Origin of the sequence: Vibrio fortis (assembly GCF_024347475.1) — a bacterium.
In the GTDB taxonomy this organism is placed as follows: domain Bacteria; phylum Pseudomonadota; class Gammaproteobacteria; order Enterobacterales; family Vibrionaceae; genus Vibrio; species Vibrio fortis.
Genome location: NZ_AP025488.1, coordinates 1,238,333 through 1,257,274 on the forward strand (window position 1 = coordinate 1,238,333; position 18,942 = coordinate 1,257,274).

At 44.2% G+C, this 18,942-nt stretch carries 16 protein-coding genes; 5 read left to right on the plus strand and 11 right to left on the minus strand.

Annotated features, from left to right (window positions below):
• The first annotated feature begins 74 nt into the window (after window positions 1–74).
• From OCV50_RS20015 to OCV50_RS20030, 4 genes are all read left to right on the plus strand, one after another.
• The gene (locus OCV50_RS20015; protein WP_239840096.1) at window positions 75–1,136 is read left to right on the plus strand and encodes an HlyD family secretion protein; all 1,062 of its coding nucleotides are present in this window, start codon (window positions 75–77) and stop codon (window positions 1,134–1,136) included.
• 4 nt (window positions 1,137–1,140) lie between these two features.
• Window positions 1,141–2,697 (plus strand): DHA2 family efflux MFS transporter permease subunit, encoded by a 1,557-nt coding sequence (locus OCV50_RS20020; protein ID WP_261904397.1) that lies wholly within the window; start codon window positions 1,141–1,143, stop codon window positions 2,695–2,697.
• Between the two features lie 175 nt (window positions 2,698–2,872).
• Window positions 2,873–4,444: a response regulator gene (locus OCV50_RS20025; protein WP_261904398.1), complete on the plus strand. Its 1,572-nt coding sequence runs from the start codon at window positions 2,873–2,875 to the stop codon at window positions 4,442–4,444.
• 11 nt (window positions 4,445–4,455) lie between these two features.
• A complete protein-coding gene (locus OCV50_RS20030; RefSeq protein WP_261904399.1) occupies window positions 4,456–4,788 on the plus strand; it encodes an Hpt domain-containing protein in 333 nt (110 codons plus the stop codon).
• A 220-nt stretch (window positions 4,789–5,008) separates the two neighbouring features.
• On the opposite strand, the gene OCV50_RS20035 is transcribed toward OCV50_RS20030, so the two are convergent.
• From OCV50_RS20035 to OCV50_RS20085, 11 genes are all read right to left on the minus strand, one after another.
• On the minus strand, window positions 5,009–6,298 hold the full coding sequence (locus OCV50_RS20035; protein ID WP_261904400.1) for a glycosyltransferase family protein: 1,290 nt from the start codon (window positions 6,296–6,298) through the stop codon (window positions 5,009–5,011).
• A 79-nt stretch (window positions 6,299–6,377) separates the two neighbouring features.
• Window positions 6,378–7,169, minus strand: coding sequence for a family 16 glycosylhydrolase (locus tag OCV50_RS20040; RefSeq protein WP_261904401.1), 792 nt, complete (start codon window positions 7,167–7,169; stop codon window positions 6,378–6,380).
• A 71-nt stretch (window positions 7,170–7,240) separates the two neighbouring features.
• A complete protein-coding gene (locus tag OCV50_RS20045) occupies window positions 7,241–8,425 on the minus strand; it encodes a hypothetical protein (RefSeq protein WP_261904402.1) in 1,185 nt (394 codons plus the stop codon).
• Window positions 8,422–9,804: a DUF3131 domain-containing protein gene (locus OCV50_RS20050; RefSeq protein ID WP_261904403.1), complete on the minus strand. Its 1,383-nt coding sequence runs from the start codon at window positions 9,802–9,804 to the stop codon at window positions 8,422–8,424. Before OCV50_RS20050 ends, OCV50_RS20045 begins: the two co-directional genes overlap by 4 nt.
• 9 nt (window positions 9,805–9,813) lie before the next feature.
• The gene (locus OCV50_RS20055) at window positions 9,814–11,214 is read right to left on the minus strand and encodes a DUF3131 domain-containing protein (RefSeq protein ID WP_261904404.1); all 1,401 of its coding nucleotides are present in this window, start codon (window positions 11,212–11,214) and stop codon (window positions 9,814–9,816) included.
• Window positions 11,215–11,247: 33 nt separating this feature from the next.
• Window positions 11,248–12,570: a DUF3131 domain-containing protein gene (locus tag OCV50_RS20060; protein WP_261904405.1), complete on the minus strand. Its 1,323-nt coding sequence runs from the start codon at window positions 12,568–12,570 to the stop codon at window positions 11,248–11,250.
• Complete coding sequence (locus OCV50_RS20065; protein ID WP_261904406.1) at window positions 12,560–14,416, minus strand: glycosyltransferase family 2 protein; 1,857 nt, start codon at window positions 14,414–14,416, stop codon at window positions 12,560–12,562. Before OCV50_RS20065 ends, OCV50_RS20060 begins: the two co-directional genes overlap by 11 nt.
• A gap of 53 nt (window positions 14,417–14,469) precedes the next feature.
• A complete protein-coding gene (locus tag OCV50_RS20070) occupies window positions 14,470–14,952 on the minus strand; it encodes an ATP-binding protein (protein WP_239840106.1) in 483 nt (160 codons plus the stop codon).
• A 15-nt stretch (window positions 14,953–14,967) separates the two neighbouring features.
• Window positions 14,968–16,092, minus strand: coding sequence for an NDP-sugar synthase (locus OCV50_RS20075; RefSeq protein ID WP_261904407.1), 1,125 nt, complete (start codon window positions 16,090–16,092; stop codon window positions 14,968–14,970).
• Window positions 16,093–16,104: 12 nt separating this feature from the next.
• Complete coding sequence (locus OCV50_RS20080; RefSeq protein ID WP_239840108.1) at window positions 16,105–16,437, minus strand: STAS domain-containing protein; 333 nt, start codon at window positions 16,435–16,437, stop codon at window positions 16,105–16,107.
• The gene (locus OCV50_RS20085; RefSeq protein WP_261904408.1) at window positions 16,389–17,642 is read right to left on the minus strand and encodes a PP2C family protein-serine/threonine phosphatase; all 1,254 of its coding nucleotides are present in this window, start codon (window positions 17,640–17,642) and stop codon (window positions 16,389–16,391) included. Before OCV50_RS20085 ends, OCV50_RS20080 begins: the two co-directional genes overlap by 49 nt.
• Before the next feature lie 190 nt (window positions 17,643–17,832).
• Between OCV50_RS20085 and OCV50_RS20090 the strand changes: the two genes are divergently transcribed.
• The gene (locus tag OCV50_RS20090) at window positions 17,833–18,831 is read left to right on the plus strand and encodes a hypothetical protein (RefSeq protein ID WP_261904409.1); all 999 of its coding nucleotides are present in this window, start codon (window positions 17,833–17,835) and stop codon (window positions 18,829–18,831) included.
• The last annotated feature ends 111 nt before the right edge of the window (window positions 18,832–18,942 follow it).

Below are 18,942 nucleotides of genomic sequence, written 5' to 3' on the forward strand. Positions count from 1 at the left end.
TATTTTTCCTATCTTATCAACCAATCGATTTCATTTACAATTCGTTACATCTATAAAAACGAGATCGAAAAGAAATGACTGATTCAGCGCCAATAGCTCAAACAACAAAAAAGAAACGAAACAAAGCACCACTGATCGCAACTGCAATCATGCTAACGCTTGGTCTTGGTGGCGGTGGTTACTGGTATGGCTATGGACAGTATTTTGAATCAACTGACAACGCATACCTACAGGGCGACATCACTAACATCAGCCCAAAAGTATCCGGCTATATCATCACTTCCCATGTTCATGATAACCAGGTTGTTAATAAAGGCGATCTACTCGTCGAAATCGATGATCGCGACTATCAAATAGCACTCAGCCAAGCCAATGCTCATCTAAACGTCGTTAAAACGGACGTGACTAACCTTTTGGCTCAAAGAACTCTGCAGAATAGTCAGATTCTTCAAGCTGAGAGTCGTGTTGATTCGGCAACGGCTGAATACGAACGAGCTCTCCAACAAACACAGCGCTCACGCAGTTTATTGACCCGTAACTACGCTTCTCAAGATGAAGTCGACAGCATGTTAGCCCAACAAAAGGTCGCACTGGCTGCGCTTGAAGAAGCCAAAGCAAACCTTGTTGCCACCAATGACCAGCTCACAGTCATTGATAGTGAAATTGAACAGGCCAAAGCGTCTGTAACAGAAGCCATCGCTCAACGCGACCAAGCTCAAGTTAATCTCGACTACACCAAGGTATATGCGCCAGCATCTGGTGTCATTGGCAAAAGAAGTGTACGCGAAGGGCTATTGGTTCAGGCGGGCACACCACTGATGAGTTTGGTGCCGAACGGTGATATTTGGATTGAAGCCAATTTCAAAGAGACGCAACTGAGTGGTATTCACCAAGGTCAAAGCGTAGAGATTGAACTGGATGCTTTTCCTGGTCACCCACTTAAAGGCAAAGTTGACAGTTTCTCGCCTGCAACTGGCGCTAAGTTCGCGTTATTGCCGCCAGAAAACGCTACCGGTAACTTCACCAAAATCGTCCAACGTGTTCCTGTCAAAATCACGATACCGGATCAAGAAGAGCTTAGCGGTCGCCTGTTGCCCGGTTTATCTGTAGTAGCAACAATCGATACTCGAGGGTAATTCGATGAGTGACGTTGCCACCTATTCCTCTCTAAATGAGTCTGAAAACTCTGAGGTTCCAACACGCCACTGGATCGCTTTATTTGGCGGCCTGATTGGTGCTTTTATGGCGATCTTAGACATTCAGATCACCAATTCATCACTTAAAGACATACAAGGCGCGCTTTCTGCAACCCTAGATGAGAGTTCTTGGATCTCTACGTCATACTTAGTCGCAGAAATGATAGCGATTCCACTCAGTGGCTGGCTATCCAAAGCACTAGGCAAACGCCGTTATCTCACTTGGACAACGGCGATATTCACGCTGTCGTCACTGCTCTGTTCATTCTCGTGGAACATGACATCGATGATCGTATTTCGCGCGATGCAAGGCTTCAGTGGCGGTGCGTTAATTCCGCTCGCGTTTTCACTAGTCATCCAACTTCTGCCTCTAAATAAGCGTGCAGTCGGAATGGCACTGTTTGGCGTGACAGCAACGTTTGCCCCCTCTATTGGACCAACGTTTGGCGGTTGGCTTACTGAGAACCTATCTTGGCACTACATTTTTTACATCAACATTCCACCAGCACTCTTGGTGATCACCATGATTCGCTATGGGCTTGATGACGAAAAACTAGATTTAGGGTCGTTAAAAAAGGCGGATTGGTTTGGTATTGCTACTATGGCGCTTGGACTCGGTTGCTTAGAAGTGGTGTTAGAAGAAGGTAATCGTGAAGAGTGGTTTAGCTCAAGCTTCATTGTAACACTTGCGATCATATCAGCAGTGAGTTTGGTTTATTTCATCATCAATGAACTACAACATAAGAAACCTTTGGTTAATTTGCGTTTACTCAAAGATCCACAGTTCGCGATGTCTTGCATTGCCTATCTGATTTTAGGTATGGCTCTTCTTGGTTCCATTTATGTGCTGCCGATGTATCTCACTCAGATACAGCAATACAACGCGATGGAAATTGGTGAAGTATTGATGTGGATGGGCTTTCCACAGTTGTTGATATTTCCGCTGGTGCCAAAGCTTACGCAAATCATAAAACCCAAATACCTAGTCACATTTGGTTTTGCTATGTTTGGTTTGAGTTGTTACGTAAACACCCACATGACGGTTGATTTTGGTGGGCAGCAGTTGATTCTATCTATGGTTCTACGCGCGATAGGTAGCCCATTTATTATGGTCCCACTGTCACTCGTAGCGATGAAGAATATTAGCAAAATGGACACACCAGACGCATCAACGCTCACTAACGTTATGCGCAACTTAGGTGGCGCGTTTAGTATCGCCATAATAGCAACGTTATTGGACAACAAAACGCGCGAGCACTTAGCGCACATCAAAGAGTCGCTACCTTCAGTGAGTCAACTTGGTTGGCAAACTTTGCAGCAGCAACAAGCATTCTTTATGCAATCAGGAAGCGATGCAGCTACAGCAATGCAGCAAGCTCAAGCCAGTCTACTCGGTACCATGCAGCGTGACGCAGCAATCATGGCATACAATGATGTGTTTTTGATGATGACCGCGTTTCTCGCATTCGCTTCCTTTCTGATATTGAATATGAAGGATTAATAGTCTGAATACGTTCATGGATGAACGAGTCCCAACAAAATACGAATAACTTTACATAATCTTGAATATTACCAATGTCTTAAAACCACAACACTGTCATTTGTACTCGCTTGACATTATGCATCTAGACACCTAAATTCTTTATAAGGACAGTAGAGCTAGGATAGCGAGAACAATGACAATGAAGTTGCCGCCAGAACTCAGCATTTTGATTGTCGATGATTCAAAAAGTGCCACCATACTTATTAAGCAGCAATTAGTTAGCCTTGGAATCTCGCACGACAAAATCTATATCGCCACGGACTATCGCCAAGCCATAAGAACCGTGGAGAGACATACCTTAGATGTACTTTTGATTGATTATCATCTTGAGCAGACATTTACCGGGTTTGAGTTACTTGGCATCCTTTATCGCAAAAGATTAATCGATCATACCGTCGCTACGATTCTGCTATCGGGCGATATGCGTCAAGAAACGGTATTAACCGCCTTATCTGGCGAGGCCCACCACTTTATATCTAAGCCAATTAAAACACCGATACTCGGTCATAAGATCAGTCTTGCGGTTGAAGAGTCCCACCAAATAACCCAACAAAAACAGTATTATCCGATAGACTCCCCTTCTGCATTACAACAAGCGTTATCTGTTCCCCATACCCAAAAAAGTGTTCAATACGAAGCGAGTTTGATCGAACACCTAATAGGAACCGAGCAATGGGAGCTATTGGCTTATGTACTCCGTGAATCAGCGACAAACATGCACCCAACAAAACTGGTCGCTGAAGCACTCGTTCTCGATAGCCTCGGAAAAGCCCAACAAGCAATAGACAAACTTCATAACTACCTGATCGCGCGTCCACTGTCTCTTAATGTGATTGACTGTTTGAGCTGCATCTACGAGAAGCACAACATGTTGCTCCCGGCTTTAAAGCTCGCAATCCGCGCATTTGAACTGACGCCAAGTATTAGCCATCGTGCGATAAGAGCTATCGATCTTGCCGAAAATGCAGACAACGCTCAAATCTTGATTAAGATGGGCCATATGTATGCGACCAACATTTCGCCGGCAGATATCGACGTTATCAACTCCATCTCCAACTACTTTCATTCACTCCAAGTGGCTTATGAGAAAGAAGATAGCATCGCTAATAAACGCACGTTATTAGAACAAGCGAATCAGTTTACCAACCAAGTAAATCTAAAGTTAACGCAGCATCAACAGCAACAGGTTTTAGCCGCTCTCGCTGTGTTTCAGTGCCAAGTACTGCACCTTGAAGGTAATCACCAACTGGCTCATCAAAAACTAATCCGAGCTGCAGCATTGCTCTGCCATGTATTAAACGAAACGCCTACGGTTTTGTTGAGTCAGCTACTTCCACTGCTGAATATTTACGGTGAGTATTCGCTATATCAAGGCTTAGGTGACTTCCTTAAAGCCCGCGGTGAAATCAATGACCAAACCTATCTTGGTAGTGATACCAATCCTATCAACTGCGTCAACATAGACAGTTTAGGTTCCGTACAACAACTTAAAGACTATATTCACACTTATCCTTATTCAGTTGCCGCGAAACTTGACTATCTGTTTGCCGTCAATAAAACTCAAACAGAAGAACAACTTACTAACGAATTCATGGCGCAACTACAAAAGCTAGAATTGCCACATAAATGGAATCAATGGATTAGTGAATCTGCTAGAACTGGGTTTTCTACCAAGCCGCCCAGCCCACTTTCACTATGTAACTGACAGGAGTCTCTATGCTAGATTTTGATGCGTTAAATGCCTATTTAGATAATGACAAAGATGTGATTTTCGCGGTTTTATCCACCTATCAAGAAGACCACGCTAATTCATTAGAAGAGATTCAAGAGCTTGTCGCTCAGAAAGACTGGGGAAAGCTGCACTTTACTGTTCACACGCTCAAAGGAATATTAGTAAGTTTCGGTGAAGAGACTGCGACTTCGGCATTAGAGAACGTAGAGCAAAACGCCCTTAAAGATCTTGCACCATCGGAAGATGATTTGGCTGTCATTTATAGTGAAGTGAAAGTCATCAATCAGCAAATCGAAGACGTGCTCGCGGCCTACTGATCAGCAGCTATCTTTATAGCCTAATCGCTAATGAGCGTTACTAATGAATATTTTATCGCGGCTCTCGTTCATATCGAGAGCCGTGTTGTTTTCTAGTACTCTAAGAACTAGACCGTGCTTTCAAACTTGTTCCAAACAACACTTTGCGCCATGAGATAAAAAAGGAGCAAGCACACGCTCACTCCTCTACAAATAAATTTAAGCTGTATTTGAGTTGTATTTAAGCAGGCGCACTGACCCTTGCATTCAGCGACTTGGCACTGCTAATCCAATGTTTTACCGATTGCGGTGACATCACTTTTGGATTACCTAAATCACTGTCTCCAGCGGCGGCTAATTCTGGCGGTAATACATCGATGATCAACTCAAGATCTTCATGCGAGTTAATCTCACGTGTAAACACATCCGCCATCTCTTCACTATAAGAGTTGCCGCGAGCTTTCGCTGCTTTTACTAACCCATCAAGTAATACATACCAGGTTGTCATCGGGCCTTGAGCAACGGAAGCCGATTCGGCAGCCGAGTCGATGAACGCAAATGGAACGGTAATAATTGGCTGGTTAAATTCCATCGCAGCGAAAATCCAATCGGTATCAAACGAAAAATCAAATACCGTCGGGTTTTCGAGAATTTTTTCTAGAATGCCTCGGCCATATAATTTGAACGCCGCTTGTGTATCTTTGATACCGCTGTCAAAGATCTGCGCGCCAATCATTCGCTGCATATGGCGTAACGTTTTAATGCCCACGCCCCAGCGCTCTTCTTGCTTAACCAAAATTGAATCAGCATGTTTTCGGTTACCTAACACCACTTGCTTACCATCTCGGCTGTATGGTGCCAATGCTAGACCTAGTTGCCCTAGGTGAACCGAATTATCCGCATCAGTATAAAGAACAGCATCAACGCCATCTTCTAAAGACTGCTCACAACCCAGAATAATCGCCCCCCCTTTTCTAGAGTCATCGGCGCTTTTCAGATTGCGCAATGCGCCCTCAGATACAGGTAGTGCTTCTGCAAGCCTCAGCACTTTTACTTTAGCATTTGTGCCTGCATCGTAGGTTTCTTTTATCGATAGAGCGATATCAGCGCTACCGTGTGGACAACCGTCATCTACCGCGTAAAGTGTCCAGTCAACGTTGGTTCCTTCCGTCACCCACTTAAGCTGTTCGACCTTTGTTCTTAATGAATCTTCACCATTAGGGTTGCTAGCCGATTTCGGATTGAGACGATTGTGTTCACCCCACATAGCGAATACCACACCGATCTTCAGTGGCTGACAGATAGATTGTGTCTCTTTGCGTGACTCGACAAGTTTCACTGCAAGCTGGAACTCAAGTGGCGCGTTGAATTGCGTTGATAGATCTTTAAGATCTTGAATGGAAAGCTTATCAAGTTGCAGTAAACGCTCTGCTAGCCTAAGTAAACTTTTTTGATGTTGCGGTTCAGTCAAATCAAACTGCTCGTTTGACTTATTGAGTAGCTCAATAGCGGTAGACAAAGAAGTATCCATACATATTCCCTAGCGTGACGTTATTATGTTCACCTAAAGCTTAGTATGCATATTAATTCATATCAAAGTGCTAGCGAGTTTATTTTGTTGCGCACCTCTCATTTTCTTTGAAGCTAAAGTTTCGATACTTAGCACGATATTCTCGAACTTTGTCCTCTCGGAACTTACCTGCCCAGTTGCTAATCTCTGGATCAGTCGCCCAGATGTTCGCCATAACTCTAAGGTAAGAACTATCGGTGCTTGGTGTTGGGTCATACGGGTTGTTGTTAACACGAAGAACCAACTGACCATCAATAAACCATTCTATACGGTCTTCGCCCCAATATATCCCATAACGATGGAACGCCTTCGAAGCATCAAAACCGAGAAAGATCAGTGTCTCGTGTGAGTTTGTATAACTATCATCATCGGTCCAAAAGTTAAGCTGAACCATATTAGTGTTTGACCCTAGAAACTCTATATCGATCTCATTGTGCTTACCACTCCCACCTTCAGGCTTATCGTAAGGCCCGGAGAATAAGAAAAATGAACTCACAACACCCGGAGCTCGCGCGGGCTTCATATCGATCTCATAACACCCATATGGGAAAAATTCATGGCTTCGTAGCTCGCCCCCATAGAATGTCAGATTTCCGTCTGCATCACGCTCTTCATCTGGTGCTAGCGTTAACGTCAAACCCTTTTTATTGAAGGTGGCAGATTGTGCGTCCCAACGACTCAGAAAGGGAAAGCCATTTTCCCATCCGTCTGACAACCACCAGCGACTCTCGTCAAAAGTGCGCAGAGGATCCTCAAAACTCTCTGCGTTTACAAACGAGCTCGTCAACGCTAAAGACACCGCTATCGCACAATATGTTTTGGTTAGTAACATGACGTACTCGCTTATTCATTCAGACACATAAATAAGCCTAATACATACGATGAATTTTTCACCACTAATTACTAATTATCTTCTGTAGGAGCAAAACTACGTCGTTGAATGGCTTGTACTGCAGGGGTTGGCGCAAGCCCAATATTTCCCTTGGGTATAGCACTCGCAGGTTGAACTGCAGATGAAGTCGATTCTTCTCCTAAGTTACCCTTGTTGCTCTCTCCACTGTCTTGTGTAACAGGTTTTACTTCTTCGCTAATTGAAATGTTTGTTTCGACGATTGGTTCCGGTGTACCAAGTGGTGTCATTACTGTTACTGCTTTTTGGGGTTGAGTTGATATATCACTACTCTCAACTGGGTTCACCGAAGCTTCGCCAGGTTTTGACGATGCATTCGTTGCTCCTTGTTGCGCTTGTTGCTGCGCTTTTGCTTGTGACACAACTGGGGTAATTGGCGAATGGAAACTTCCCTTTGTCGAATTCACCTCGCCACCACTGAATTGCTGCTGCGTGGTACTTTCAATTCCTTGCACTGACCCTTTAGGTGTAACGATTTGCCCTGTTAGGTCTTGCTCTGGCTGAGTTGTTTTCTGCTGAGGAACAGGCTCAACAGTAGGCTCGACAACAAATGTCTGTTTGTTAGAAAAGTCCTTATTGAGTATTAATTTACTATTGGGCGTGTACTGTTTTAGTTGCTCACCAGAGGGTTTCGCTGATCTTGGCGTGGGAAGTGTATTAGTTGGTTGCTTTTGAATTAGCCCTGCTGACGGAGATTCATATCTAAAAAAGTCCAACTTTTGCTCCCAAATATCAATCAAAGAAGCAAATTGGATCCATGCATCATCCACAAACGCGGTTGGTCCACCAGAATTGGTTGCGATGGAGAACCGAGCGTCAAACGCTTTATAGTCGATCAGCAGTTGCTGGCTGTACTGATTCCAATTACTGCCTCCCATCAAAAAGTATCGAACGCTGTTTGACCAGTATTCATAGGCAGCGGGATCTTTTGCTTTCTCGGCCGCCATTGCCGCTAATGCATCAGCTAACCCAGCTGTCTGCCACATTTCTTGAGTGCCAATCTTATGCTCTAAGCTCAACGCTCGATTGGCTTGTTGATGCATTAAGGTTGCTGCTTGTGCGTAACGCCCTTGAGAAAGAAGAAGCGTTGGTGTGCTAAGTAAATCTATCGACGTTTGATTCATGGCCCAAACAGGACAGGAGATGACAAAAAAGATAAGTGCAATTAGCTTTCTCATCGGAATGTCTCCACCATACATTTGCCAGGGTGATCAAAACGAGAGTTAAACTTCACATCACGATACTCTTTAGACTTATTTGCTTTGTAAAGCTTACCGCTCTGCTTATACAACAACGCTTCAAGTACACCTGCATTAGTTTTCAAGCTGATGCTTTTTTCGTAGGCGCTGGTGAGTTCATATCGCCCTTCATACCACCCACGTTGAGGGTCGTAGAGCTCTTTAACCAATGTCATCAATCGATCGGTATAGTCCGTTTTCCACAGCGCCCACATTTGGAATGCGACACGCGTTGACACCAGTGCCTTCTCATCATGGGAAGAGCCGTCTTCCGCGAGTGTTATCCAAGGCGTACCTAATCCATAGATAGCATCGTAGACAAAATATGGTTCGCCGGTAACAACATGTTCACCCCGCGCCGTATAGATTCGCTCATTGTCCCAACGCGCCTCTTGTACTTGATAAATTGCGTCGGCCATCGCTGCGAGTGTGTTGTTAGTATGCTTAGAATCGCTTGACGTGGTATCCCCAACTTTGTCCCAGTTGAATTCAAGCCCCATCCACAAATAAGGTGTTGAGTAAATTGGACGCAAGACGTTAAACACCCGAGGGTCACGTCCATCAAAAATCAAATCAATATCGTATATGGTTGCTACATCGTAGGGATCAATGTTCATCGCCTTTTCGGGTACAATTTGCCAATCTAAATAGCCATAAGAGGTGTACTCTTCTAAACCCAATCGACCTTCTTTGTATCGGATTAATTGACCATCTTGAATCATGCTTCCATAGAGCTCACCATCAAGGCTGATTAACTCACAAAAGTTCCAGCGCAATACTGCTTTATCAACGTATTCAGAGAATTCAGGAGAGTGTCTTTTAACTATGGCAAGGGCGATTAAGAGGCGACCAACATCCAGTGATGACCACCCTATATCTTGAGGTTGATTGCCATAATTAACCATTCCACCACTTTGAGTGCTGTAAACTTTATTGGGGGCATGCCCATAACTGAGATCCATCTTATTGAGGAAGCTCAGTACCAACGTTAGGCGCTCGTCGTACTCTTTATTAGAGATAAACTCAAACTCTCTCGCCGCAATTAAAGAGATCAAGTAATCCGCTAAACCCGCCATGTTGGTAGTTGGAAAATTATCAATACTATTGACCAAACCTGTAGTGACTTGCGTGTTGTTATCAATGTACTTCCACGCCGTCTGTGCCCACATCAGCTCTTCTTCAGTCAACTGTGCATGACGACCTTGTCGAAATACTTGTGATTGACTGATCGAATCAACACCGTTAGTCACTCCTTGGTAAACCACACCACAGCCGGATATAGATACCGATAATAGAAGTAAACTCCACTTCTTCAGCATTCAATAACCTTATTCTACGGGTTTGATCTTTTTACGAGGCAAACACTGGCCCTCATAACCGAATGGCGACTCTAGTGCTTTCTCCCATAAACTTGGGGCTAACTGATCTTTGTATTGAAGTAGCTTGCCCTGCTTCTTATACAGTAAGATCTCTAACGTGATGCCGTTATTATTGGAAGTAAAGGTGTTGATAAGACCGGTACCATTCTCAAAGATACCCTCATAGAAGCCTTTTTCTCGGTCGTAAGCAGTAGAGACGTGATCAAACAACAAGTCGGTATACTCTGTATCCCACAGTACCCACATCCCCATTGCACCTTTGATAGCTACCGCTGAGAACTGTGGTAGATAATCACCCACCTCAGAAATCGTATTCCAAGCAAAACCATCGGTATAAATGGTGTCATAAACAAAGTAAGGGGCACCCGCTAACTGGTGTTCGGTACGGGCAGTAATAATACCGGTTTGTTTGTAACGCTCTTCTTGAACACGATAGATTTGCAGTGCGAACTCGGCGATCCATTCGTGGGAATAACTCGAATCGTGAGGGCTTCGGTCCTCGACTAAATCCCAACCCATCTCGATACCATCCAAAACATAACTTTCAGTTACAACGTAACTATGCGCCTTGAGCTTACGCGGATCGCGGGTATCGTACGGAACATCATAGCCAAACAGATTAATGGTAGCGTAAGGTTCTGCCATGGCAGCTTGTGTCGTATCAAAGCCCCAAAGCTCAAAGCCCTTTGCTGCATACTCTTCGTAACCAAGACGCCCTTCTTGAAGGTATTGCACCTCTTTGCCCGGTTCAAGCAGTGCGCCAAACATGGTGCCGTTTTCATCCACCACATTACAGTAATTCCACCTTAACATGACTGAATCAATACTGGTTGCGAACTCAGGGTAACGGTTCTTAAGGATATAAAGCCATATCATCAAGCGACCCAGATCGAGCGCTGAGTACCCGATCTCACCTGGTTGGTTGCCATAATCCACCTTAGCCGCTGTCTGGGTGTTATAGGCCTTGTTAGGTAACTCTCCCATAAACAGGTCAAGGGTATTCAAAGTGGTTAGGAAGCGAACGAGTCGTCTATCAAACTCTTCTTTTTCAATAATCCCTAATTCATACGCACTGGTCATGCCTGCAAGATAGGATGCCGCATCCCACCACGTCACCGATGGATAGTTGTTTACCGCATTAACCAAACCCGTCGATTCTTGGTAGTTGTTTTCAAAATACTTCCAAGCGATACGGGCCATATCCATCTCTTTCTCAGTCAACTCACCATGACGAGGTTGAGGAACAGTCCAGTGTGTATTTCGGTCAACTATGTCATCAGAGAATTGATTGTATTTACTACCGCAACCAACGATTGCAAGAGTGATCAAGCCAAGACTAATCGTTCGCATATAAATTCCTTCTTATTATTTTAATTCGCTGATTTACTTCAACTCACCAATCGTCAATAGCGGTCCATTCTCAATATAAGCCAATGACTCTAATACGATTCCGTTGGTGTTTGCTGTCACTGCTTTATTAGTGCGACCATCAATCTCGTAGCGCCCCGAATACCAACCTTTTTCATCCGAGTACAGAGACGAGGCTTCGTTGATCAAAACATCGGTATAGTCAGAATCATAAAGTGCATACCACCCGAATGCGGCTTTAGTTGATAGAGTTTTCAAGTGTGATTGGTCTTTGCCGTCATCAGAGATGGCATTCCATTTTTCACCATCCGAGAACACGGTGTTGTAGACAAAGTATGGTGCTTCATCGACGTTATCCTCACTCACTGCTGTTACGATCCCTGTATCTTCGTAACGACGCTCTTGTGCTTGGAAAATGCGATGTGCAAATACCTTAGACACACTATCTGCACCGAATTCGATACCATCAAGAATGTAAGACTCACTCACGACATAGTTATGAGCATGGAATTTTGAAGGGTCGCGTTTATCTGTAGGGATTTCGATGCCATAAACATCAACCATATCTAGGTAATCGATATATTTCATAGAGTTAAATACATCTCGCCCCATTAGAGCTAGGGATTTTGATGCGTACTCTTCATAGCCAATACGACCTTCTTGCACCAGTTCCATCACGCTAGAATCGGAGGTTGGACGCGCACCATACATATAGCCGTCAACCAACATCGCGCTCACTTTCCAGTGGTTCAATACGTCGTTAACCTGCTTGTTAAACTGCGGATATTGCCAAATCATAATATTCATAGGAACAAGGATTCGACCGATATCGATCGCAGACCAACCGATACCATTTTCAATCGGATTGTTAGCGTAATCCACCATCTCTAGGGTTTGAGTGTTGTACGCTTTGTTAGGTAATAGGCCGTCAACGAGAGGCAATCGTGCCAAGGTGGTGAGTGCCTTCTCCATACGCAACTCAAACTCTTCAGTTGAGATGATATTGATCTTCTCAGCAGAGATAAGCCCCATCAGATAAGAGGCTGTATCCCACATCGTGGTTGAAGGATAACCATCTACTGAGTTCACCAAACCGGTGTTTTCTTGGTAGTTATTCTCAAAGTACTGCCAAGCCACATTCGCCCATTCAAACTCCTCCTCAGAAAGAACACGGGATGATTTGAATGGAATATCTTCTGGTATTTCGAAGGTGATATTTCCGAGTACCCTTCCCGACTCTCGAGTCTCGATACTGAAAGCGATAATAAGTGCTGTTGCCAACCCCAAGATGAACACGATGTGGTGACGAGCATTTACCAGTGATTTCTTAAACTCCATACTTCAACTCCTCTGAATTGGTCGCTTCTTCACCTTCGCTTTCTGCGGGTGGTGTCCAGAATGCTGCAGCGATCATTCCCCACATCGCTAACATGTTATTGAGAATCCAAAATGTATTTAGAACGAGACCGCCCACAGAGTAATCTCCCCATGAGCCGGTTGAATGGCCAAACCACGCGAACAACAAACTAAACAGACTTAACCCAAATACCATTGCTTGAGGTATAACTAACTTAAAGAAATTACCGGTTTGACGCTCTTTCGGCGTGGTTGGGAAGCTGATTTTCCGCCCGCGTAATACAGTCCATAACGCCCGCAAGTTAACCGGGAAGAAAGAAAGGAAGTTCGTCTTGCCTTTATATCCCGCCACACCCCATGTGCCTGTCATCATCGCTAGCTCTGCCGTGATCACATACGGCAAGAAGTGGAGATAGAAAGTCACGTCATAAGCACTAACTGGCGCTATCGATGTCAAAAAGTAGATGATTGGACATGCTAAGAACACGATGTTCCAGATCGCCGATAAATTGGACCAAAAACTTGCACCATACATCAACTTTTGTTTTAAGTTCAGACCTTTACGGAAGATAGGATTGTCATTCATGAAAATGTCAATCGAGCCACCAGAGTATTTAAATCGTTGCACTGTCCACGTTTGTAAATCTTGTGGCGAGAGCATTTTACTCTCCACATTCGGATGCATCACCGAGCGCCAATTACGCTCGCGGTCAGAGTGTAGGACGATCGACGTATAAAGGTCTTCAGACACATGGAACTTGTAGGGAGTAAATTCCGTATCAAACAAGATCTCATCACGCAGGTTATCCGATACCGACTGCTCAACCTTCTTCTCTTTGGTTAGACGGCGGATCTGCGCTTCGATCTCATCTTGTTCTTTGGTGATTTGTTCTGCATAAGCTCTTAGCGCCGCTTCCATTACTGCTTCACGACGGTGAATTGAGCCGGCACCACAACAGAAAGACGAGTTCACCCAGTTGCGTCGACGTTGAATAACGTCGTAGAACATTTGCGGATCGTTTACAAACGGGTCTTCACCCAGCGTTACAGGGCCATAGAATTTCTCAATACCAGAACCAATAGATTTGGCCCATGTACCCACTTTTCTTTCAAGAAACTCAGGTAAACGCTCGCCTTCAGGCAAGTCGAAGAACCATTGTGGTGTTTGAACCCAAGCCACTGTAGGGTCTCTAAAGTAACCAAGTGTGTTTTCAAGAATGGTTGAGAAAGGACGGGTATCCGCATCACAAATAACAACAAAGTCGCCACTGGTACGTTCCATCGCATTACGTAGGTTACCCGCCTTGAAACCGACATTACCATCACGGGTGATGTAACCAACGCCCATCTCTTTAGCCATCGCTTCCATTTCTGGGCGCTTACCATCATCAAGTATGAAGATTTTGATCGTAATATCGTGCGGATAAGTGATCTTCTGTGCATCTAAGATACTCAATTTAACCAGCTCAGGCTCTTCATCGTAGCTAGGAAAGAACACATCGACGCTGATGGGTCTATCTTCTTGAGTATCTAAGCTACATTCAGATATTTTGTATGGGGGTGATTTCTTTGGTTCATCTTCGACTTTCCACAAGTTATAAGTGAACAGCATTGAACCGATAAATGCACAAGACTCTGCAAATGCCAAAGGTAACGAGAACCATAAAGCATCATAGTTAAGCGCATACATCCAACGCCAACCCAGATACCAAATGCCAAGTGTTAAGTTACATGTTGCTAAATACTGATACAGAAGCTCTCTGGGAATACTATGAGGTACAGGTTCTGGTGGCACCCTGTGTTCAAACTTCTCAAAATAATTATCCATTTGTTCCTTTCCCTATTTTATTGACCTAGCCATCTCTTATTAGAATGTTCTAATCAGGGGGGACACACGTTTTCTATAAGGTCGCTTTCTTCAAGTTCCTTAGTCATCATGAAACAGTTTTCTCCATCCTCTACACGTAGCTTGACGTCATCCATCAATGCAGAAACAATCATGAATCCTCTTCCAGATGTCGCCCAAGTAGTGTCGTCATCAGGGTCCATATCCACAAATTCGTTGGACAAAGCCTTTTCCAACTGAGTTTGTGTCATGGGTTCGCCTCTATCGATAATATCGATACAAATCGTCTTGGTTTTTGAGTCTTCGTTTAGGTTGCACTTAACTTTGACTGGCTTGCCTTCTTGTTCGCTGTACGCGTGTATATAAGTGTTGTTCACCATCTCAACGACACACAGTTCTAACTGAGTGGCTAATACTGGAGAAATGCCTATACCAGACCAATAATCGTTGAGTTCTACGGCGACTTGTCGCGAGGTCTCTAAGGAGCTTTTATAAGCTTGTTCGAATACGTCTAACATCGGCACACTCCTCTGCTACATACCATTCAACATGTCAGATACACGATTGTGCGCAGCGTAGGTACGCAGATTGCACCAGTTCAAATCATGGTTTTGCTCGCCATCATGTCCAATGCAGTACTGACCAAAGATGGTTTGATGTTTAATATGACAACCTTCTTTGACATGAATGTTGTCAAAGATAAGCGACTCTTCTACCACTGCTTTTTCATCTAACTGGCAGTTTGCACCAATCAACGCCGGGCCGATCACTTTGGCATTAGGGTCAACTTTGCACCCACTTCCGATAACAACAGGCGGCTGAAGATTACAGTTATTAACATCAACCACGGTGTTGATCCCAACCCATACGCCAGCTTTTACTTGAGTACCCGGGATACGATAACCTGGTACTTTGCCCTCTAAGATATCTTTGGTCACACTCCAGATATCCGTGATGTTGCCCACATCGAGCCATTGGAAGTTCATCTCAACGGCGTAAAACGGTACATGCTTCTCCACCAGCATTGGGAACAACTCACTACCAATATCGTATTCCCCCTCCTTTGGTATGTAATCAAAGATGGCTGGTTCAAAAATATAAATACCCGTGTTTATTTGAGTAGAGAGCGCTTCTTCTTTGGATGGCTTTTCTTGGAAACTGGTAACAAGCCCTTTTTCGTCAGCGACGACAACACCGTATTTTTCAACTTCATCTAAAATGACGCTTTTGGTAATGATGGTTGCGATACCGCCATTTTTTTTATGCTTGCGAACGGCTTCAGTCAGATCTAAGTCGATCCAAGCATCACCACAAACAACCACGAAGGTCTCATCAAAGAAGCCTGAAAACTGCTGAATTTTCTGCATACCGCCAGCCGAGCCCAGCGCTTTACTTTGATATTTTCCATCAACACATTCGCCCTCATAGGAGTACGAAAGCTGAACATCGAAGTGATGCCCATCGCCGAAGTACCCTTCGATAACTTCCGCCAAGTGGCTAGTGTTAATCACAATCTTATTGATATTGTGTTGTGAAAAGAGCTCAATCATCGATTCCATTACCGGCTTACCCAGGATTGGAATCATTGGCTTAGGCAGCGACTGAGTAATTGGCTTAACTCGTGTACCTTTCCCTGCTGCTAAGATCATCCCTTTCATATCAGCCCCCCTTTACACAGCAGTCGCGAGTGCTTCATCAACGCTGGTATAAGTCTTGATCAGCCTATCCATACGCGTGAGTTTAAACAGGTCTTGAACGGGTTTTTGAGCGTTTGCAACGGCGATTTTCTTGTCGCGAAGCATCTTATACACACCCATAACTGCACCTAGACCACTGCTATCCATGAACTTAACGTTACTGATATCAAGCACAACATTTGGCAATAGATCCGGCGTTAGTGTCTCCAAAACTTCTCTAAACTGTGGTGCCAGTTTGGCGTCAAATCGCTCTTCGTTTACTTGAAGAACTGTGCTGTTGCCTTGTTGACTAATTTCATATCGCATTGAGCTTCTCCTTCTTGAGGGCCTTTCCATTCTGCAACTAAGACGCTGACGTCATCATCGAAACAGTCTGACTTGGTCCAGTCTCTAACGTTATTTACTAATAATTCGGTTTGTCGTTGAATCGGATATTGACTCAGTTGTTCGATAGCTTCTCGCAAGCCTTCTTCGGAATACTGTTCGTCTCCGTTATCGGCTTCTGTGATGCCATCAGAGTAGAACCAGATTTTGTCACCTGGTTGAAGTTGAATTTGTGCAGCTTGATACTCCACGTCATCAAAAGCCCCGACAACAAAGTTATCGTGACCAATCAGTTCTGCGTTTCCTTGATTTCCGTGATACCAAACCAAAGGTGGGTGACCAGCACAGCAATATGACATCAAGCCTGTTTTTACATTTAGCACGGCATAAATCATGGTGAAGTAGAGAATGTTGGCATCATTACTCATGTACATTTCGTTGAGTTTGGATACCACATCAGCCGGTGCACATACCGTTGAAGTGTCGCCTTCATTTTTAAGAACAACCGAAGAACTACCCTGCTGTACCGATAAACTTGTTTGCACAGAGAAAGACATCAGCGCGGACGAAACGCCGTGACCGGCAACATCGAATAGGTAGAAAGCGACGTGATCAGTGTCGAGCTGCATGTATCCGAGCATATCTCCGCCCACTTGCGCACTTGGAATAGAGATATAGCTCAGCTCAACACAACTAAAATGCTTGGTCTTTGGTAGGATTTGACGAATAAGTTCACTTGCAGAGTCAAGATCACGCTTAATCGTCTCATAGGCTCTGTCGAGCTTGGTGTTTTTATCAACCACTTCATTGTGGAGGACTAAAGTGCGAAAACCAGCTCTAACACGAGCATCTAGCTCATCGATGGATGTTTTTTTATCAATGAAATCGTCGGCACCTGCATCAATGCCGTTGATGATTGAGGCTTCGTCACCTTTTGAAGAGAGAAGAACAAAGAAAATATAACGATCGTAATTTTTGGACTTAAGCTCGCTGCACAGTTCGACCCCGCTCATGCCTGGCATCATCCAATCGCTGAGAACAAGCTGGATATCATCATGGTCGGCTAGTATCTGTAGTGCTTCTTCACCACCAGTCGCAGTGTGCACTTGATAGCCGCGCTTTTTCAAAACCGAACTCATATAAATCAATATGGTACGGTTATCATCAACCAGCAGAATATCCTTCATTCTTTACCTTAAGCCTTTTCTGACGTCTTATCACACTTCTGCCAATTATGATTTTGGCTTTAGTTCACGTGCTTTATTACTTTAGGTTAGACTCAACTCATTGCTTTGCAAATTGTTTCTTATAATTTTGTTATACTTAAGTTAACGTTGTGCGGTATTTAACACAATCACAGGGAGTGGATTGTTAGAAATGACAGTAACTATTCGACAAAGACTCATAATCGCTACTGTTCTATTTTCAAATAGCGTATTGGCAGACAGCTTTCTGGCGAATACCGCCCCACATGCTCCTCCACCTCAAGAGAACGCGACGCTGTCGAGCAATGGCCATAATAACTCCAAACAGGAGGTACCAACCGACGACGAAATCGATGAGATCTGGAAAGGAGTATCCAGTTCATTTGCGTTTCCTTTTCAAGATTGGGAAGACCGAGAGCTCTTTGATGGGCTGAGTGGTAACGTAGGTTTTCACCAACCACTGGCGGAGACAGAGTCAGCCAATATTCCAGCAGGCAGTACTCAAGGCCCATCCAACGTTAATCAAACCCTAACGCTATCTTTAAAATACACCATAGCAGGTGCCTGGTTTGTGTCTGGTACCGTTTATCACTATTTAGACAGTGACCAACAGCAGGCGTGGAACCCAGATTTCACTTATGTGTTTGGCTACAGTGACTGGCGCCCTTATACGCTGAGTTTGGTCTATTCAAATTACGGAGGGAACCGGTTTAACCCTGATCCCGGACAAAGCCGCACCGAGTTCAAACAAGGAACATGGTCGCTAGGGTGGAAATTCCCTATCAAGTCCCCTTTTGTCGATCTTTTTAGGTTCACCGATGACGGCGCAATAGGTTGCCAAATTGACTATAACTTCACACCTGAATATTTCGACCTTGCGTCCACCCAATATAAAAATAATCACCAAACCGTTAGCCTCGGGTGCAAGTATTCAATTTGGGGCAACTGGTATGTCAATGGCACCGCGTTTTACTATTTTGACAAACAGCAACAACAACCTTGGAACCCAGACTATACCTACGGTTTCGGTTACTTTGACTGGCGACCTGGCACCATCACTTTGCAATATAACAATTATTCTGGGAATCGCTGGAACTCTTCAGACAGAGGTGAAGACACAGGTCGTTTCAAAGATGGCTCTATTACCTTAGCGTACAGTTTCGCTTTTTAGTCATCTCCTACCATTACTCATTGATTTCATTCGTTTTGAGATTCTTTGTGGCAAAGCGCTTCAAGCCGTCTAATCTTAAGTTACAACTCAAAGTATGCAACTGGCACCATA